Origin of the sequence: Leclercia sp. LSNIH8, assembly GCF_002920195.1 — a bacterium.
Classification (GTDB): Bacteria; Pseudomonadota; Gammaproteobacteria; order Enterobacterales; family Enterobacteriaceae; genus Enterobacter.
Genome location: NZ_PQJY01000001.1, coordinates 94767 through 112194, shown reverse-complemented (window position 1 = coordinate 112194; position 17428 = coordinate 94767). Strand labels below are relative to the sequence as shown.

15 protein-coding genes are annotated in these 17428 nt (G+C 57.5%); 4 read left to right on the top strand and 11 right to left on the bottom strand.

The features are described 5' to 3' along the window. Window positions 1-3 precede the first annotated feature (3 nt). The 5 genes from malZ to phoB form a co-directional block, all read right to left on the bottom strand. Window positions 4-1821: a maltodextrin glucosidase gene (gene malZ, locus C3406_RS00535; protein ID WP_103824015.1), complete on the bottom strand. Its 1818-nt coding sequence runs from the start codon at window positions 1819-1821 to the stop codon at window positions 4-6. A 131-nt stretch (window positions 1822-1952) separates the two neighbouring features. Then, window positions 1953-3326, bottom strand: coding sequence for a proline-specific permease ProY (gene proY, locus C3406_RS00530; protein ID WP_103824014.1), 1374 nt, complete (start codon window positions 3324-3326; stop codon window positions 1953-1955). 78 nt (window positions 3327-3404) lie between these two features. After that, window positions 3405-4724 carry a branched-chain amino acid transporter carrier protein BrnQ gene (brnQ, locus tag C3406_RS00525; protein WP_103824013.1) on the bottom strand — a complete coding sequence of 440 codons (1320 nt, stop codon included), beginning with the start codon at window positions 4722-4724 and terminating at the stop codon, window positions 3405-3407. 409 nt (window positions 4725-5133) lie between these two features. Next, window positions 5134-6429, bottom strand: coding sequence for a phosphate regulon sensor histidine kinase PhoR (gene phoR, locus C3406_RS00520; protein ID WP_103824012.1), 1296 nt, complete (start codon window positions 6427-6429; stop codon window positions 5134-5136). 21 nt (window positions 6430-6450) lie between these two features. Then, window positions 6451-7140 (bottom strand): phosphate response regulator transcription factor PhoB, encoded by a 690-nt coding sequence (gene phoB, locus C3406_RS00515; RefSeq protein WP_039031479.1) that lies wholly within the window; start codon window positions 7138-7140, stop codon window positions 6451-6453. Between the two features lie 194 nt (window positions 7141-7334). Between phoB and sbcD the strand changes: the two genes are divergently transcribed. Together sbcD and sbcC are read left to right on the top strand one after the other, a co-directional pair. Further along, on the top strand, window positions 7335-8540 hold the full coding sequence (gene sbcD / locus C3406_RS00510; RefSeq protein ID WP_103824011.1) for an exonuclease subunit SbcD: 1206 nt from the start codon (window positions 7335-7337) through the stop codon (window positions 8538-8540). Next, window positions 8537-11668: an exonuclease subunit SbcC gene (sbcC, locus tag C3406_RS00505; RefSeq protein ID WP_103824010.1), complete on the top strand. Its 3132-nt coding sequence runs from the start codon at window positions 8537-8539 to the stop codon at window positions 11666-11668. Before sbcD ends, sbcC begins: the two co-directional genes overlap by 4 nt. A gap of 36 nt (window positions 11669-11704) precedes the next feature. On the opposite strand, the gene mak is transcribed toward sbcC, so the two are convergent. After that, window positions 11705-12610 (bottom strand): fructokinase, encoded by a 906-nt coding sequence (mak, locus tag C3406_RS00500; RefSeq protein ID WP_168192002.1) that lies wholly within the window; start codon window positions 12608-12610, stop codon window positions 11705-11707. Between the two features lie 124 nt (window positions 12611-12734). Between mak and rdgC the strand changes: the two genes are divergently transcribed. Then, window positions 12735-13646 (top strand): recombination-associated protein RdgC, encoded by a 912-nt coding sequence (rdgC, locus tag C3406_RS00495; protein ID WP_039031486.1) that lies wholly within the window; start codon window positions 12735-12737, stop codon window positions 13644-13646. A gap of 57 nt (window positions 13647-13703) precedes the next feature. Here the strand turns inward: rdgC and ppnP are convergent, their stop codons facing one another. From ppnP to C3406_RS00470, 5 genes are all read right to left on the bottom strand, one after another. Next, the gene (ppnP, locus tag C3406_RS00490; protein WP_103178442.1) at window positions 13704-13988 is read right to left on the bottom strand and encodes a pyrimidine/purine nucleoside phosphorylase; all 285 of its coding nucleotides are present in this window, start codon (window positions 13986-13988) and stop codon (window positions 13704-13706) included. A 72-nt stretch (window positions 13989-14060) separates the two neighbouring features. Continuing rightward, window positions 14061-14738 (bottom strand): AroM family protein, encoded by a 678-nt coding sequence (locus C3406_RS00485; RefSeq protein WP_103824009.1) that lies wholly within the window; start codon window positions 14736-14738, stop codon window positions 14061-14063. Between the two features lie 226 nt (window positions 14739-14964). Next, entirely contained in the window at window positions 14965-15156 is a 192-nt protein-coding gene (yaiA, locus tag C3406_RS00480) for a protein YaiA (RefSeq protein WP_103178440.1), read from the bottom strand. Between the two features lie 51 nt (window positions 15157-15207). Next, entirely contained in the window at window positions 15208-15732 is a 525-nt protein-coding gene (aroL, locus tag C3406_RS00475; RefSeq protein WP_103178439.1) for a shikimate kinase AroL, read from the bottom strand. 272 nt (window positions 15733-16004) lie between these two features. Further along, the gene (locus C3406_RS00470) at window positions 16005-16463 is read right to left on the bottom strand and encodes a YaiI/YqxD family protein (RefSeq protein WP_103178438.1); all 459 of its coding nucleotides are present in this window, start codon (window positions 16461-16463) and stop codon (window positions 16005-16007) included. A gap of 149 nt (window positions 16464-16612) precedes the next feature. Between C3406_RS00470 and proC the strand changes: the two genes are divergently transcribed. Further along, complete coding sequence (gene proC / locus C3406_RS00465) at window positions 16613-17422, top strand: pyrroline-5-carboxylate reductase (RefSeq protein ID WP_103824008.1); 810 nt, start codon at window positions 16613-16615, stop codon at window positions 17420-17422. The last annotated feature ends 6 nt before the right edge of the window (window positions 17423-17428 follow it).

The following is a 17428-nucleotide window of genomic DNA, read 5'->3' as shown; positions in this document are numbered from 1 at the left end:
ATATTAACTACCGAACCAGACCGCAGCGGAGATTGCCTGAAGCGTGAGCACGCCGTCCTGGAACGTCGCTTTACCCTCTTTGCTCTTCCACGTTTTCCCCGCCAGCAGGGGTGAATCTTCCAGCACCACTTCGCAGGCCTCGCCCCGGTTAATCGCCACCAACACGCGCTGCTGATTATAGACGCGAACAAACACCACCACGTTATCGTGGGCGTAGACCACCTGGCAGCCGCCGTAGCGCAGGGCGAGACTCTGCTTGCGCAACTTCGCCAACCGCTGGTACAGGCTGAAGAGCACTTTGTCCTGCTTCTCTGGTGCCCACGGGAAGGTCTTACGGCAGAACGGGTCATTGTTGCCGTCGAGCCCCACCTCATCGCCGTAATAGATACAAGGCACCCCAGGCCAGGTAAACAGCCAGGTGACAGCCAGCGGCAGGCGGGCGACATCCTTACCGAGCAGCGACTTAAAGCGGGCGGTGTCATGGCTGTCGAGCTGGTTAAACATGCGTAGCTGCTGCTGATGCGACAGGCTGGCGCGGTAGTTATCCATCCATTTCACGCAGGTTTCAGCGTCGATGTGCTGCGGATCGTAAGATATATCGGTGTTGGCAAGGAAGCCCCACAGCGGGAAGGTGAAGCCGCGGTAGTTCATCGCCGAATCTTCTGCATCGGCCTGCAGCCACTGGCGGGCGTCGCCAAAGTGCTCGCCAAAGACGAAGGCCTCCGGATTGGCCTGCTTCGCCGAACGGGTGATCCCGGTGACATGCTGTAGATTATGGCGCGCCCCACCCTCTTCTCCGAGCATATGCACCACATCCAGCCGCCAGCCATCCATATTCCACGGCGCTTTCAGCCAGTGACGAACAATACTCTCCTCGCCGCCGTAGATCTCGTTCACCACGCCTGACGACTGATAATCCAGCTTCGGCAGGCTGGCATAGCCCAGCCAGTCGAGGGCGCGGCCCTCATCGTCAAAGCTGTACCAGTCGCGCTGGGGCGAGTCCGGGTTATGACAGGCGCCGCCGGTTCCGCGGTTGTGGCGATCAAACCAGGCGTGGGAGTCCCCGCTGTGGTTAAACACCCCGTCCAGGATCAGGCGCATTCCCTCCCGTTGGGTATTCTCCCGCAGGCGTAACAGGGCCTCATCGCCGCCAAACCGCTCATCCACGTGGCGGTAATCTTCGGTGTCGTATTTATGCACGCTGGGGGCGACAAACACCGGATTGAGGTAGAGTGCCGTGACGCCGAGTTTTTTCAGATAAGGCAGCTTTTCACTGATGCCGTCGAGATCCCCGCCGTAAAAGGTGGAGCCCCCCGCCTGGGCGGTGACCGGTTCGTCCCACGCGCGGAAAATCGTCTCATGGCCTGCGGCATGGTGATAATACGTTTTGTCCAGCTCAGGGTTGCGCCGCTGGCTGCGGGCAAAGCGGTCCGGGAAGATCTGATAGAAAACCTGCTCGACCACCCACTGCGGCCCGGCATCCGGGTAATCAATGGCGAACTGCTCCAGCCGCGCTGGCGGAAAGCGGCTGAAGCCCTGCGGGGTGAACCACAGCTGGCGGTTATGCCAGAGCATTTTAAAGCTGTAGCGGTGCCGCGGCTGCCCTTTCGTCGTGTCAATGGTCGCCCGCCAGGCAGTGACGCCGGGCTGCGGCTGGCTGCGCTGCTTATGCATCGGCAGCGAGGTCTCTTCGTTATCGAATTCAGCGCGAAGCGTCACCCGCTCAGGCAGGTTTTCCCCTGTCAGCCACAGGGTGATGACAAGTTTGTCGTTGTTTTGTTTAACAAATGGGGCAACCGGCAGGTGCCATGCATTCAACATCTTTTATCCCCTTTCCCAGAAATGAGGCCACCTTGCCACAGGGTAGTTGATGTTCCCTCCTCATGGAGAGATTTATTGGGGGAGGAGGAAGGGGGAGGAGAAAAATGCCCGGCGTTTGCCGGGCATTTCGGTTACTGAGCTTCTGCTAACTGGCGTTCGCGACGGCGTTTGAACACCCATCCCACCAGCAACAGCGCAATCCACGCAAAGCCGACATACAGCGAGATACGGGTTTCCGGGTGGTAACCAATCAGGCCGATAATAAAGACCAGGAAGATCAGGCCAGCAACGGTAGTTGCCACGCCGCCCGGCACTTTAAACTTCAGCGCTTTGACCTCGTCAGGCGACAGACGGCGACGGAAGCCAATCTGCGACATCAGAATCATCATCCAGACCCAGACGGTGGCAAAGGTTGCCAGCGACGCGATCACCAGGAAGACATTCTCCGGCATGATGTAGTTGAGATAGACCGACAGCAGCAGCGCCACGGTCATCACCAGCACCGTCACCCACGGCGTGCCGCGACTGGAGGTTTTGGCGAAGGCCTTCGGCGCACTGCCCTGCTCGGCCATGCCGTGCAGCATACGCCCCACGCCGAATACGTCGGCATTGATGGCGGAGAGCGACGCAGTGAGCACCACGAAATTCAGAATACTGGCGGCGAAGGTGATCCCCAGATGCTGGAAGGTCAACACAAACGGGCTACCGTTCGTGCCCACCTGGTTCCACGGATAGATGGACATGATCACAAACAGCGTGCCCACGTAGAAGACCAGGATACGCATCGGCACCGAGTTAATGGCGCGCGGAATAGACTTCTCCGGATCTTTCGCTTCCCCGGCGGTGATACCGATAATTTCGATCCCGCCGTAGGCAAACATCACCATCTGCAGCGACATCACCATGCCTATCCAGCCGTTACTGAAGAAGCCGCCGTTACTCCACAGGTTATGGATGCCGGTTGGTTCACCGCCGTTGCCGATACCCCAGATAATGATGCCAATACCGGCGGCAATCATGATGATGATGGTGGCCACTTTAAAGAAGGAGAACCAGAACTCCAGTTCGCCAAACACCTTCACGCTCATCAGGTTGATAGCGCAGATGATCAGCACCACGCTGAGCACCCAGATCCAGTGCGGGACCGCCGGGAACCAGACGCCCATATAGATGCCGAAGGCCGTTACGTCGGCAATGGCGACAATCAGGATTTCGAAGCAGTAGGTCCAGCCGGTGATATAGCCCGCCAGTGGGCCTAAGTTTTCCTGCGCATAGCGGGAGAAGGAGCTGGCTGAGGGGTTATGAACGGACATCTCCCCCAGCGCGCGCATGATGATATAAGCGGCAACACCGCCGATAAGATACGCCAGCAAAACGCTGGGACCGGCCATTTTGATGGCATCTGCCGAGCCATAAAAAAGACCAGTACCGATCGCAGAACCCAGCGCCATAAAGCGGATGTGGCGGGCGGTAAGGCCCCGCTTCAGTTTGTTAGAGCTTTCCATTTACGTCTTGCCATTCAACACAAAAAAAACAAAAAACCACGGGGCCATAAGCCCCGTGGTTGAACATTAATCCGTTGATTAGTGCGCGTTCGACGTTACCCGACGCCCCGCAGCACGATCCCAGATTACGGCCAGAACCAGTGCAACAACGGTAGGCATCAACCAGGCCAGGCCCTGTTCGGACAGCGGCAGACGCTGTGTCCAGGCAGGGAGCTTATCGCCGATAGCCGATGCTTTGATGCCGTCAAGGATACCAAAAAGCAGGCTAATAAACATGGCCGGGGCAATAATTCGGGAAGAATTATTCCACCAACCGCGGGTGAAGCTCAGCACCACCAGCACGATACACGGCGGGTAGATGGCCGTCAGCACCGGAATGGAGACCTGGATCAGGTGGCTCAGACCGAGGTTAGAGACCGCCATGGAGAAGATACCGAGGATGAACACCAGCGTACGGTAAGAGAGCGGCAGATACTGGGCAAAGAACTCGGCGCAGGCGCAGGTCAGGCCCACCGCCGTCACCAGACAGGCCAGGAAGATCAGGATCGCCAGCAGGAAACTTCCCGAACCGCCGAAGGTGTTCTGAACATAGGCATGCAGGATAGCCGCGCCGTTTGCGCTCTGGTCTACCAGGGCCGCGCTGTCAGAACCCAGACGGAACAACGCCAGATAGAGCAATGTCAGGCCTACGCCCGCAATCAGACCCGCCCAGATGGTGTAGCGGGTCAGCAGACGCGCTTCGGTCACGCCGCGGGAACGGGCGGCGTTCACAATGACGATACCAAACACCATCGCGCCCAGGGTATCCATGGTCAGGTAGCCGTTGACAAAGCCGTTAGAGAACGCGGCATTTTTGTAGGCGTCCATTGCATCGCTGATCGGGCCAGCAGGCCAGATAACGGCAGCCACGGCCAGGACAATCAGGGCCACGATTTTCAGCGGCGCGAGGAAGTTACCCACGGTATCCAGCAGCTTGCCCGGATAGAGGGAGACCAGAATCACCAGAGCAAAGTAGATCAGGCTGTAGATCAACAGCGGCATAGCGCCGTCGCCGGTCAGCGGAGCGATCCCCACTTCAAAGGAGACGGTCGCGGTACGCGGGGTGGCAAACAGCGGGCCGACGGCCAGATAGCAGACGGTTGCCAACAGAATACCTGCCACTTTCCCGATAGGGGTGCTCAGGCTATCCACGCCGCCGCCGACTTTCGCCAGCGCAACGACGGTCAGCACCGGCAGGCCAACCGCGGTAATTAAAAAGCCAATCGCAGCGGTCCAGACGTGTTCACCCGCCTGTAAGCCAACCATGGGAGGAAAGATGATGTTGCCAGCGCCAACGAACAGCGCAAATGTCATAAAGCCCAGCGCGATGATGTCGCGCGATTTCAATTGATGGGTCATAAAACCTTACTGCCTGTGGATGTGGTGTTGAAAACGTTGAATTTTTCGCTATCCGTTGCGGAACAAAACAGCGGAAAAAATGTGCAACCTCAGCGGGAAATGCTTCCCTACCGGCGTGGAGAAGAATAGTTTTTCGATTTACCACGCAAATACAGTCTGTCCGACGATATCAGGGTGGTAATTTAAACGCTTATAACGTTTAAAGGCAATATGGGATCTCAAAACCAGAACAATATGCCAACTCGAAAGTTAGAAGTGGGATAATAAACCATTTATAAGAAAAACTCATGGCTAATCATGCGAACAAAAAAGCAACAGGCGTATAATATTTATTCGCGCTGCGCTGAACTGCAAAGCAAACAGGCCAGCATTGGCTGGCCTGTGGCAATTTCTGATTACAGTGACGCCGTCAGGCGCTATTACTGGCAATCAAACGTTCCGGGATCACAAAGCTAAAACGCGTACTTTTCCCCGGCGTACTGACGATATCCAGGCGGCTGTCGTGGTGATTAATGGCGTGTTTAACGATCGCCAGCCCCAGACCACTGCCCCCCGTCTGCCGGGAGCGCGCCTTATCCACCCGGTAAAAACGTTCGGTAAGACGCGGAATATGCTCCGGGCCGATACCGGGACCATCGTCTTCCACGCTGAACTCCGCTCCCGTTGGCGCATGCTGCCAGCGCACGGTGATGTGGGTGCCAGGCGGGGTATGATTCACCGCGTTATAGACCAGGTTAGAGATGGCGCTGCGCAGCTCGTCGGTACTGCCGCGTACTTTGAGGCTGTTATCCACCTCAAAGGTGAGCTGGTGCTGCTGCTGGCTTAAGGTCTGCGCTTCGCGCTCCAGCATTCGCAGCATCATCGGCACGTCGATGGTTTCATTCAGCGCCAGGGTTGGCGCCGCCTCAATGCGCGAGAGGGTCAGCAGCTGTTTCACCAGCCCTTCCATGCGCTGCGTCTGCTCACGCATGGTATGCAGCGCTTTTTCCCGCGGCGCGCCTTCCAGCGTCTGCTCCTGCATCATCTCCAGATAGCCCTGCAATACCGTCAGCGGGGTGCGCAGCTCGTGGCTGACGTTGGCGAAGAAATTGCGCCGCGCCCCTTCAAGCTGGTGCATTTGCGTCACATCACGCGCCACCATCAGCCACTGCTGGTCGCTGTAGGGCATCACGCGGATCTCCAGATGGCGACCGTTGTTCATGACCAGATTGTGCGGGCGGGTAAAATCGCGTTTCTTCAAATACTGCGCAAACTCCGGATAACGCAGGAGGTTGAGGATGTTCTGCCCGTTATCATCCGGCCAGCGCAGGCCAAGAAGCTGTTGCGCCAGTCCGTTACACCAGAACATCGCCCCCTCTTCGGTGGTCAATACCACCGCATCCGGCAGCGATTCGGCGCCGCTGCGAAAGCGTTTGATCAGGCTGCCCAGCTCGCGTCGGCGTTTTTTATTACGCATCTGCATCTGGTGCAGACCATACAGCAGAGGTTCCCAGCTGCCGCTTCCTGGCGGTGGGGTCATACTTCTGTCAACCCATAGCCACCATGAGAGGCGGAGCAGATTCCAGAAGTGCCAGATCAGCAATCCCGTGACTGCCGCCAGCAAAAACCAGGGTAAATAACCGAAAACAGCCCCGAGGATCAGGGCCGGAATACAGCAGAGTATCAGTTCAAAACAGAGCCTTTTCCATGACAGCCGTTCCAGCACGCGTCACACTCCTGTCATTGTTCAGAAACGGGTTGAGAAACGATAACCCGTGCCGCGGACGGTCTGCACCATGCGATCGTGACCGCTGGTTTCCAGGGCCTTGCGCAAACGGCGGATATGCACATCCACCGTGCGATCTTCAACATAGACGTTAGTGCCCCAGACATTGTTGAGCAACTGCTCGCGGCTGTAGACGCGTTCCGGGTGGGTCATGAAAAAGTGCAACAGTTTGAATTCCGTTGGTCCCATATCGAGGGGATTTTCACCGGTCATTACGCGGTGCGAGGTAGGATCCAGACTCAGCCCCTGCATCTCAATCACCTCTTCCACCGCCATCGGTGAAATACGGCGCATGACGGCTTTAATGCGCGCCACCAGCTCTTTCGGGGAAAACGGTTTGGTAATGTAGTCATCCGCGCCGGTCTCCAGACCGCGAACGCGATCTTCCTCTTCGCCGCGGGCCGTTAACATCATCACCGGAATATCGCGGGTTAACGCTTCACGTTTAATATGTTTGATGAATTGCAGACCAGAGCCGCCAGGCAGCATCCAGTCGAGCAGGATCAGATCGGGCCAGGGTTCGTTGAGCTGGTTCACCGCGCTGTCGTAATCTTCGGCCTCTATCGGTTGAAAGCCATTTTGTTCGAGCACGAAACAGACCATTTCGCGAATGGGTGCTTCATCTTCTACGACCAGAATACGTCTCGCCATACTTAGCCCTGTCTTATTAAGGTTACATGTTTGTAATACGGCGTCATTATGCGTCAGATTTATGACAGATTTATGAAAAACGCGCCCGCTCATAAAGGCAAGCCGTTGTTTTATGGCAGCCCCGATTGTAGCGGTTATCTTCCTCCCCCTGAAAGTTTATAATCCCGCTAACCATTTTTTGCCACGGATCTGTTATGCGCATACTTCACACCTCGGACTGGCATCTGGGACAAAATTTTTACAGCAAAAGCCGCGCCGCCGAACATGAAGCGTTTCTCAACTGGCTGCTTGAGATGGCGCAATCGCATGACGTGGATGCCATCCTCGTGGCCGGGGATATTTTCGATACCGGCTCGCCGCCCAGCTACGCGCGCGAGCTCTATAACCGTTTCGTAGTCAATCTGCAAAAAACCGGCTGCCATCTGGTGATTGTGGCCGGCAACCATGATTCCGTCGCCACGCTGAATGAGTCCCGCGAGATCCTGGCGTTTCTCAACACCACCGTGGTCGCCAGCGCCGGACACGGGCCGCAAATTCTGCGCAAACGCGACGGCACCCCCGGCGCGGTACTCTGCCCGATCCCGTTTTTACGCCCCCGGGACGTGGTGCGAAGCCAGGCGGGCCTCTCCGGGCTTGAGAAACAGCAGCAGCTGTTGCAAGCCATTACCCACTATTATGCCGAGCAATATACCCAGGCCTGCGCGCTTCGCGGCGACAGCGTACTGCCGATTATCGCCACCGGGCATCTCACCACCGTCGGCGCCAGTAAAAGTGACGCGGTACGTGACATCTATATCGGTACGCTGGATGCGTTTCCCGCGCAACATTTCCCGGCCGTTGACTATATTGCGCTGGGCCATATCCACCGGGCGCAGATGATTGGCGGTTGCGAACATATCCGCTACTGCGGCTCCCCTATTCCCCTCAGTTTTGATGAAACCGGCAAAAGTAAATGCGTCCATCTGGTGAGTTTCGACCAGGGCAAGCTCAGCAGTGTCGAATCGCTTGAGGTGCCCATTACCCAACCGCTGGCGGTGCTGAAGGGCGATCTGGCGGCCATTACCGCTCAGCTTGAGCAGTGGCGCGGCGTGGAGCAGACGCCTCCCGTCTGGCTGGATATCGAACTCACCACCGAGGAGTACCTGCACGATATGCAGCGTAAGATCCAGCAGCTGACGGACGATCTGCCGGTAGAGGTCCTGCTGGTGCGGCGCAGTCGCGAGCAGCGCGAGAGAAGCCTTGCCAGCAACCTGCGTGAAACCCTCAGCGAGCTGCGGGTTGAGGAGGTTTTTGAGCGCCGACTCGCCCAGGAAACCCTGGATGAGATCCAGCGGGCCCGGCTAAACGAGCTGTTCAGCCACACGATCCACGCCCTCAGCAATGAGGAGGATGAGGCATGAAAATTCTCAGCCTGCGCCTGAAAAACCTTAACTCGCTCAAGGGCGAATGGAAAATCGACTTTACCGCCGAGCCCTTCCTCAGCAATGGCCTGTTTGCCATTACCGGCCCAACCGGCGCGGGTAAAACCACCCTGCTGGATGCCATCTGCCTGGCGCTGTACCACGAGACGCCGCGCCTGAATACCGTCTCGCAATCGCAAAACGATCTGATGACCCGCGACACCGCTGAGTGCCTTGCCGAGGTGGAATTTGAAGTCAAAGGGGTAGCTTACCGTGCATTCTGGAGCCAGAACCGGGCGCGCAACCAGCCGGACGGCAACCTGCAGGTGCCCCGCGTGGAGCTCGCCCAGTGCAAGGACGGTAAGATCCTCGCAGATAAAGTGAAGGACAAGCTGGAGCTGGTTGCCTCTCTGACCGGGCTGGACTATGACCGCTTTACCCGCTCGATGCTCTTATCCCAGGGGCAATTCGCCGCCTTCCTGAACGCTAAACCGAAAGAGCGCGCCGAACTGCTGGAGGAACTGACCGGCACGGAAATCTACGGCCAGATCTCCGCCATGGTGTTTGAAAAACATAAGGCGGCGCGCAGCGAGCTGGAGAAGCGCCAGGCCCAGGCTGCCGGCGTGGTGTTGCTCAGCGAAGAGCAGCTACAGCAGCTTCAGCAAGGTTTGCAGGTACTTACTGACGAAGAAGCGCAACTGCTGGCACAGCAGCAGGGACTCCAGAAAGATTATCAATGGCTTACCCGCCACGATGAGCTGGTGCAGGAGCAACAGCGGTCGAAGGCCGCGCAGCAGCAGGCGCTGCAGGCCCTGACGGACGCCACGCCCGAGCTGGAAAAACTGCATCTGGCCCAGCCTGCGGCCCTGCTGCGCCCGCACTGGGAGCGGCAGCAGGAGCAGCTTGCCCAGCTTTCGCAGACGGAACAGCAGATGCTGGATGTGAATACTCGCTTACAGTCCAGGACGGCGCTGCGTTCAGGTATTCGTAACGGGGCGCTGCGCACGCACGACAGGCTGCAAACCGAGCTGACTGCACTCACCCAGTGGCTTACCGACCACGACCGCTTCCGCCAGTGGGGCCAGGAAATTGCAGGCTGGCGCGCCCACTTCACCCAGCTTAATCGCGATAAAACCCAGATCGCGACGCTGATCGGTCGTATCACGGCGTTACGCCAGAAGCTGGCGGGATTACCGGAGAGCGCCCTGACGCTTACCGCGGAACAGACCGCCAGCGAGATGGCACTGCAGACGCAGTCCCGCACGGCACGTCAGCGCCTGACCACCCTGCATGCCCGCTATCAACCCCTGCAACAGCGATTGCGGCAGAATAGCGAAAGCGTGCAAAAGGCCCAGGCCGAGCTGGCAAAACTGAACGAAACCCTGACGTTGCGCCGCCAGCAGTACAAAGAGAAAAACCAGCACTATCTCGATCTCAAAACCTTATGTGAGCAGGAAGAGAAGATTAAGAAGCTGGAGAGCTACCGGGCGGAACTGGAGGCCGGAAAGCCCTGCCTGCTCTGCGGCTCTACCGAACATCCGGCCATTGCCCAATATCAGGCTCTGGCGCTCACCGGAAACCAGCGCCGCCGGGATGCGATGGAAAAAGAGGTCGCCGCACTCAAAGAAGAAGGCCTGCTGGTTCTGGGGCTAGTGAATGCGCTAAACAGCCAGCTTCAGCGCGAAACAAGCGAAGCGCAGACGCTCTCTCAGGATGAGCAAGCGCTCACTAAAGAGTGGAATGCGGTGTGTGAAACTCTTTCTGTGCAGTTGAGCATTCAGGACGATATCGCCCCGTGGCTGGCTAAACAGGAGCAGTACGAACAGCAGCTTTACCAGCTGAGCCAGCGCCTGACCCTGCAAAGCCATCTGAGCGAAGAGGAAGTCCAGCTCCAGCTTTATCAGCAGCAGCTTCTGACAACGCGTACGGCTATGGCGCAAACGCTTCATGCCCTGTCGCTGGCGGCGCCGGAGGACGGTACCGAGTCGGCCTGGCTTGCGGAACGGGAAAAAGAGTCGCAGGCCTGGCAAGAGCGGCAGTCTCAGCACAGCGCCCTGCGGGAGCGCATTACCGCCCTGGCACCGCTGCTGGATACCCTTCCGGCAACGGATTCCACGCAGGCGGAAAGTGCGATCCCGGATAACTGGCGTGAAATCCATACCGAGTGCGTCTCCCTGCAAAGCCAGCTCGCCACGCTACAGCAGCAGTACACGCTGGAAAGCGAACGTTTACAACAATCGCAGGCGCAGTTTGCCGCCGCGCTGGCTGCCAGCATCTTTAGCGATCGGGAGGCGTTTCTGGCGGCCCTGCTGGATGGCGATACGGTTCGGCGTCTGGAGCAGTTGAAACAGACGCTGGAGAATCAGATCCAGCAGACCACGGCCCTGCTTCAGCAGGCCGGACAACGACTGAACGAACATCTGGAACAACGTCCGGCGGGCCTGACGACGGACGCGCCGGCTCTGCAGGAACAGCTTCAGCAGCTCGGCCTGAAACTGCGGGAAAATACCACCCGCCAGGGAGAGATCCGCCAGCAGCTTAAGCAGGACAGCGACAATCGCCAGCACCAGCAGGCACTGATGCAGCAAATTGAGGAGGCGGCCCGTCTGGCGGATGATTGGGGGTATCTTAACGCGCTGATCGGTTCCAAAGAGGGGGATCGCTTCCGTAAGTTTGCCCAGGGCTTAACCCTCGACAACCTGGTATGGCTCGCCAACCAGCAGCTGATGCGTCTGCATGGCCGCTATCTGCTGCAACGCAAGTCCAGCGACGCGCTGGAGCTGGAGGTGATGGATACCTGGCAGGCGGATGCCGTGCGCGATACCCGCACCCTCTCCGGCGGGGAAAGTTTCCTGGTAAGCCTGGCACTGGCGCTGGCGCTTTCCGACCTGGTGAGCCACAAAACGCAAATTGATTCGCTGTTCCTCGACGAGGGCTTCGGCACCCTGGACAGCGAAACGCTGGATACCGCCCTGGATGCGCTGGATGCGCTGAATGCCAGCGGCAAAACCATTGGCGTGATCAGCCACGTCGAGGCGATGAAGGAGCGCATCCCGGTGCAGATCAAAGTGAAAAAGATTAACGGGCTGGGGTACAGCAGGCTGGATAAAGAGTTTGCTGTTTTATAAGCCGGGCTCGCTACGCGTCACCCGGCTTTTGCCCTGTCAGTTTGGCCACAGCCAGGCCGCGCCGCGCACACCGCTGGAGTCGCCGTGCACCGCTTTACGGATCGGGGTTTCGCATTCGCCGCCAAACACCCACTGCTTCACCAGCTGGGGAACAGTGCTATAGAGACGGTCAACGTTGCTCATGCCGCCGCCCAGGACGATCACATCCGGGTCGAGAATGTTCACCACGTGCGCCAGCGACTTCGCCAGCCGCATTTCATAGCGGCTGAGCGCCAGCTCCGCGACGGCGTCCTGCTCTTCCACCAGCCGCATGATCTCGTTGCCTTTTAGCGGATGCCCACTCAGACGACGGTAATCGGTGGCGAAGCCGGTGCCGGAGATAAAGGTCTCGATACAGCCCTGTTTGCCGCAGTAGCACGGCACTTCAGCGCGGTACTTCAGTTCGTCTTCATCCATCCACGGCAGCGGATTGTGCCCCCACTCGCCAGCCGTGCCGTTGCCGCCAATATGGGCGCGGCCGCCAAAGGCCACGCCTGCGCCGCAGCCGGTACCGATGATCACCGCAAATACGGTCTGTGCCCCCGCCGCGGCGCCGTCGATAGCCTCTGACACCGCCAGGCAGTTGGCGTCGTTCGCCAGCCGGACTTCACGGTTCAGGCGCTGGCTTAAATCGCGGTCAAAAGGCTGGCCGTTAAGCCAGGTGGAGTTCGCATTTTTTACCACGCCGGTATAGGGCGAAATCGACCCCGGGATCCCCATACCGACCGTGCCGGTCTGGCCGGTGGCCTTTTCGGCCATCTCCACCAGAGTAGCGATGGTTTCAATGGTCTGCCGGTAGTCGTCACGCGGGGTCGGCAGGCGATGGCGGAACAGCTGCTCCCCCTGCTCGCCAAGGGCAATGACTTCTGTTTTCGTGCCGCCGAGATCAATACCAATTCGCACAGAACGTTCCTCATTATTTTGATTATCAACAGAGTAGAAGCCTGCTACCCGATTAGCAATGCAAGCGATGCGACAATTCGCTATCATGCCCGCTGAATTAAACGACAAGACCGTGGAAATTATCATGCTGTGGTTCAAAAATTTGATGGTTTACCGTCTCAGCCGCGATATCGAACTGCGTGCAGACGAGATGGAAAAACAGTTAGACCTTTACGCATTTACCCCGTGTGGCAGCCAGGATATGGCCAAAACCGGATGGGTTCCGCCTATGGGATCACAGAGCGATGCGCTGACCCACACCACCAATGGTCAAATCATCATCTGCGCGCGTAAGGAAGAAAAGATCCTGCCGACGCCAGTGGTGAAGCAGGCGCTGGAAGCCAAAATTTTTAAGCTGGAAGCCGAACAGGGCCGTAAGCTGAAAAAAACCGAGAAAGATTCGCTGAAAGACGAAGTGCTGCACTCCCTGCTGCCACGCGCCTTTAGCCGCTTCAGCCAGACAATGATGTGGATCGACACCGTTAACGGCCTGATTATGGTCGACTGCGCCAGCGCCAAAAAAGCAGAAGATACTCTGGCGTTGCTGCGTAAAAGCCTCGGTTCGCTGCCGGTGGTGCCGCTGACGATGGAAAACCCGATCGAGCTGACCCTCACCGAGTGGGTACGGGGCAACAACGTCCCGCAGGGCTTCCAGCTGCTCGACGAAGCCGAGCTGAAAGCGATCCTGGAAGATGGGGGCGTGATCCGCGCCAAGAAGCAGGAGCTGGTCAGCGATGAGATCGCCGTGCATATCGAAGCCGGCAAGCTGGTGACCAAACTGGCCCTCGACTGGCAGCAGCGCATTCAGTTCATGATGTGTGACGATGGCTCGATCAAGCGCCTGAAGTTTTCCGACGAACTGCGCGATCAGAACGACGATATCGACCGGGACGACTATGCCCAGCGTTTTGATGCTGACTTCATTCTGATGACGGGTGAACTGGCGGCGTTGATTAAGAGCGTAGTGGAAGGATTGGGCGGCGAAGCACAGCGTTAATGCTTCATGCCAGGCTTTATGCCAAAAACAGGAGCCGGGTTAACCCGGCTCTTTTTTTTACAGATAACGACACAGATAAGAGGCAGGTTCAGCAACCTGCAGATGGAATTCGCTGTGGCCTGGCACGTTGAAAACATCGCCCGGGTTATAGACTTTCCACTCCGTTTCCCCCGGGAGTAACACTTTGAGCGAGCCGCTCACCACGGTCATCTCTTCTGGCTGCGCGGTACCGAAGGCGTACTCCCCCTCTTCCATTACGCCAACACTGGCGCGGCCAGTAATGCTGCTGGTAAAACCGATGGACTTCACTTTACCGGAAAAGTATTCATTAGTCTGAAGCATGGACTGGTCCTTATTGTCGTTGGTTGTCAATCCAATATAGGGGTGACACTCCGTACCTGTCACGCAAAATCATCAGACCAGCAATTCCGAGGCCAGCCGGGCCACCAGCACGTTTGATAGCAGCACCGGCACGTCCAGGTGTTTTTGCAGTAAATCACGGTGATGTTGATGAAAACCAAGACAATCAAGCATCAGGACATCGGCGCCGCGGGCCAGCAGATCGCGCCCGGCGTCGATCAGTTTCTCTTCGCTGTCCCAGAAAGGATTGGCTACAGCGAGCAGCGGCGCCTTAGCCAGGCACTGCCATTTGCAGGATTGGTTCTCCATGAGCTCAGGGATCGGCACGATCACCCCCACCTGATGGCCATCGACAATCGATCCGACCAGCGGCGGGATGATCCGCGTCGGCTCAAGCAAAATCGCATTACGGGCGACGAGGCCAGTGATGGGCGCGGTGCTCATCAGCAGGATCACCTCATAGCCCTGGTTATCGAGCACTTCGATCACGCCTTGCAGGGCGCACGCGATCTTCGGCAACGAGACGTTTCCCAGCTCGCCGTCACTGAGCAGGGTAGGCAACTGCGCCTCGCCCGGTTCAGGGGCGTAGTCTTCCATGACCTCTTCCCGGCTCAGCGTACCGAGCAAACTGTGATGCGTAATTTGTTGCGCAGAAATATGCTCCGTTAAGAGCGGTAGTACTTCGCTTACCGGGACTACCCCAATCGTGAGGATCGCCAATGTCGCCTTCATCGTTCTCGCCTTTCTATACACTCACTACCGTGACACAGATACAGGCACACTACGCTGTTCAGAAAAAAGTGCTGAAAAGCGTAGCAGCAGATTCAACGGCTGGAATGTAAAGATTCACGTGCCTGACAGAATGTGTCTGTTAATCTTGAACATTACCCTCCGTTTAATGTTTACGCTTTTTAAATAGTGTGATTACGGTACGGTTTTGAGCGTATTCGGATTTAATTCAGGCTTTGTCGGGATCTTCGTAACGCACTTTCGCGTCCTTCGCTTCTTGCTCCGTTTCATGCTCACTGATCAGTGAATCCGGTTTAGGGTGGTCAGCACGCAGCTGATACCAGGTGACAGTCTTGCCCGTTGCGCCTTTCTCAACGGCAACAATACGGGCTTCACGCGGATAGGGAGGTCTGGTTGGCATAGTTCATCCTTTATTTTATTAGGTTGGCTGAACTATCAGTATAGACATCAGTTAGCTGGCGCATGCCAGATGAAGCGCAGCGACGATATTTTGCACCACCTGCGCGGGGGGAAGGGAGGCATCCACCACGTGGTGAGCGGCCTCGCGATAGAGCGCGTCACGCTCCGCCAGCACTGCGCTCACCTCTTCGCTGATTGGTTTGCCGGTAAGGGTTGGGCGCTGTCCCTCTTCCGGAGAGGCTTCGAGACGCCCGACCAGCACCGGAACCGGGGCACAAAGATAGATCACCCGGCCCTTCTCACGCATAAACTGACGGTTGTAAGCGGACAAAATAATGCCGCCGCCGGTGGCGATAATGCCGGAGCCTGCTGTCACCGCCTCGAGGGTCGCTGTTTCACGGGCGCGAAAACTCTCCCACCCTTCCTGCTCAACAATCTCGGCGATGCTTTGCCCGGCATGGGTCTGTAGCCAGTGGTCGGTATCGACAAATTCACTCTGACACAGACGAGCCAGTTCAAGACCGACGGTGGTTTTGCCACAGCCGCGGGGGCCAATTAAAAAAATAGGCTGGGTCATGACCAGGTGTTCCCTTTGATGCCGCGCGCATGCGGTGCGTGAAGTCGAAAAGAGTGCAATGATACCATTAAGCTAGTACACGCGTTACTGTAAAAAAACTATTACACAAGGCGTGACTTTTAACTGACATTTCCGGCAACCCCAGAGATAAAAGGGGAAACTCTGTAAAGAAATCATTGCACTAAACGGTGCGCTCACCTTACCTGAACCCACCTGCCGTTGACAACCCCGGATTGCGGTAATAATGGCCAAAACCACTAACGCAGTGATGATTATCCCTGGCGGCGCTTCACTTCCAACAGCCATTTATCCAGTTCAGCGGCGAACTGCTGCCTGTCGCGCTGGGAGAGGCTGTCCGGTCCGCCGGTCTGCACGCCGCTGGCGCGCATCGTGTCCATAAAATCACGCATCGTCAGCTTTTCACGGATAGTGGCTGGCGAATAACGCTCGCCGCGCGGATTGAGCGCTGCGGCCCCTTTCTCCAGCACCTCCGCCGCCAGCGGAATATCGGCGGTGATCACCAGATCGTCCGCGCTGCACAGGCGTACGATCTCATTATCGGCCACATCAAAGCCGGCCGGTACGCGCAAGGAACGGATAAAACGGGACGGCGGCACGCGCAGGTTCTGATTCGCCACCAGCGTCAGCGGCATCTGTACGCGCTCGGCAGCACGAAACAGGATCTCTTTAATCACATTCGGACACGCATCGGCATCCACCCAAATCGCCATCTTCTCTCTCCGGCATAGAACAGGCGGCTATTGTCGCCTGCTTTTCGCCCCAGGCAAAGTCGCAGATGGTACCGACGCTTTAATGCTGCGTAAAAAACCGCGATAGGCTAAAGTTCCACAATCATAACAAAGCCTAAGAGAGGGACGTGATGGAGAAGAAAATCGGTTTTATCGGCTGCGGTAATATGGGCAAAGCCATTCTCGGCGGTCTGATTGCCAGCGGTCAGGTGCAGCCTGGCCAGATTTGGGTCTATACCCCATCACCGGACAAGGTAGCCGCCCTGCACCACCAGTACGGGATCAACGCCGCGCAAAGCGCCCAGGAAGTGGCCCAGGTAGCCGATATCGTCTTCGGCGCAGTGAAGCCGAACATGATGGTGAAAGTCCTGAGCGACATCACCTCCAGCCTCAATAAAGAGACGCTGGTGGTCTCTATCGCGGCAGGCATCACCCTCGATCAGCTGGCGCGCGCACTGGGCCATGACCGTAAAATCGTCCGCGCCATGCCTAACACGCCGTCGCTGGTAAAAGCGGGCATGACCTCCATCACCCCTAACGCGCTGGTGACCGCCGAAGAGGTTGCCGATGTCGTCAATATTTTCCGTTGTTTCGGGGAAGCGGAAGTGATTGCCGAGGCGATGATCCACCCGGTGGTGGGCGTCAGCGGTTCAGCACCCGCCTACGTGTTTATGTTTATCGAAGCGATGGCAGATGCCGCAGTGCTGGGCGGGATGCCGCGTGCGCAGGCCTATAAATTTGCAGCGCAGGCGGTAATGGGCTCCGCCAAAATGGTGCTGGAAACCGGAAAACATCCGGGCGAGCTGAAAGATATGGTCTGCTCTCCGGGCGGCACAACCATCGAAGCGGTGCGGGTGCTGGAGGAGCGCGGTTTCCGGGCAGCGGTCATTGAAGCCATGAACAAGTGCATGGAAAAGTCAGAGCTGCTGAGCAAATCCTGATCGACA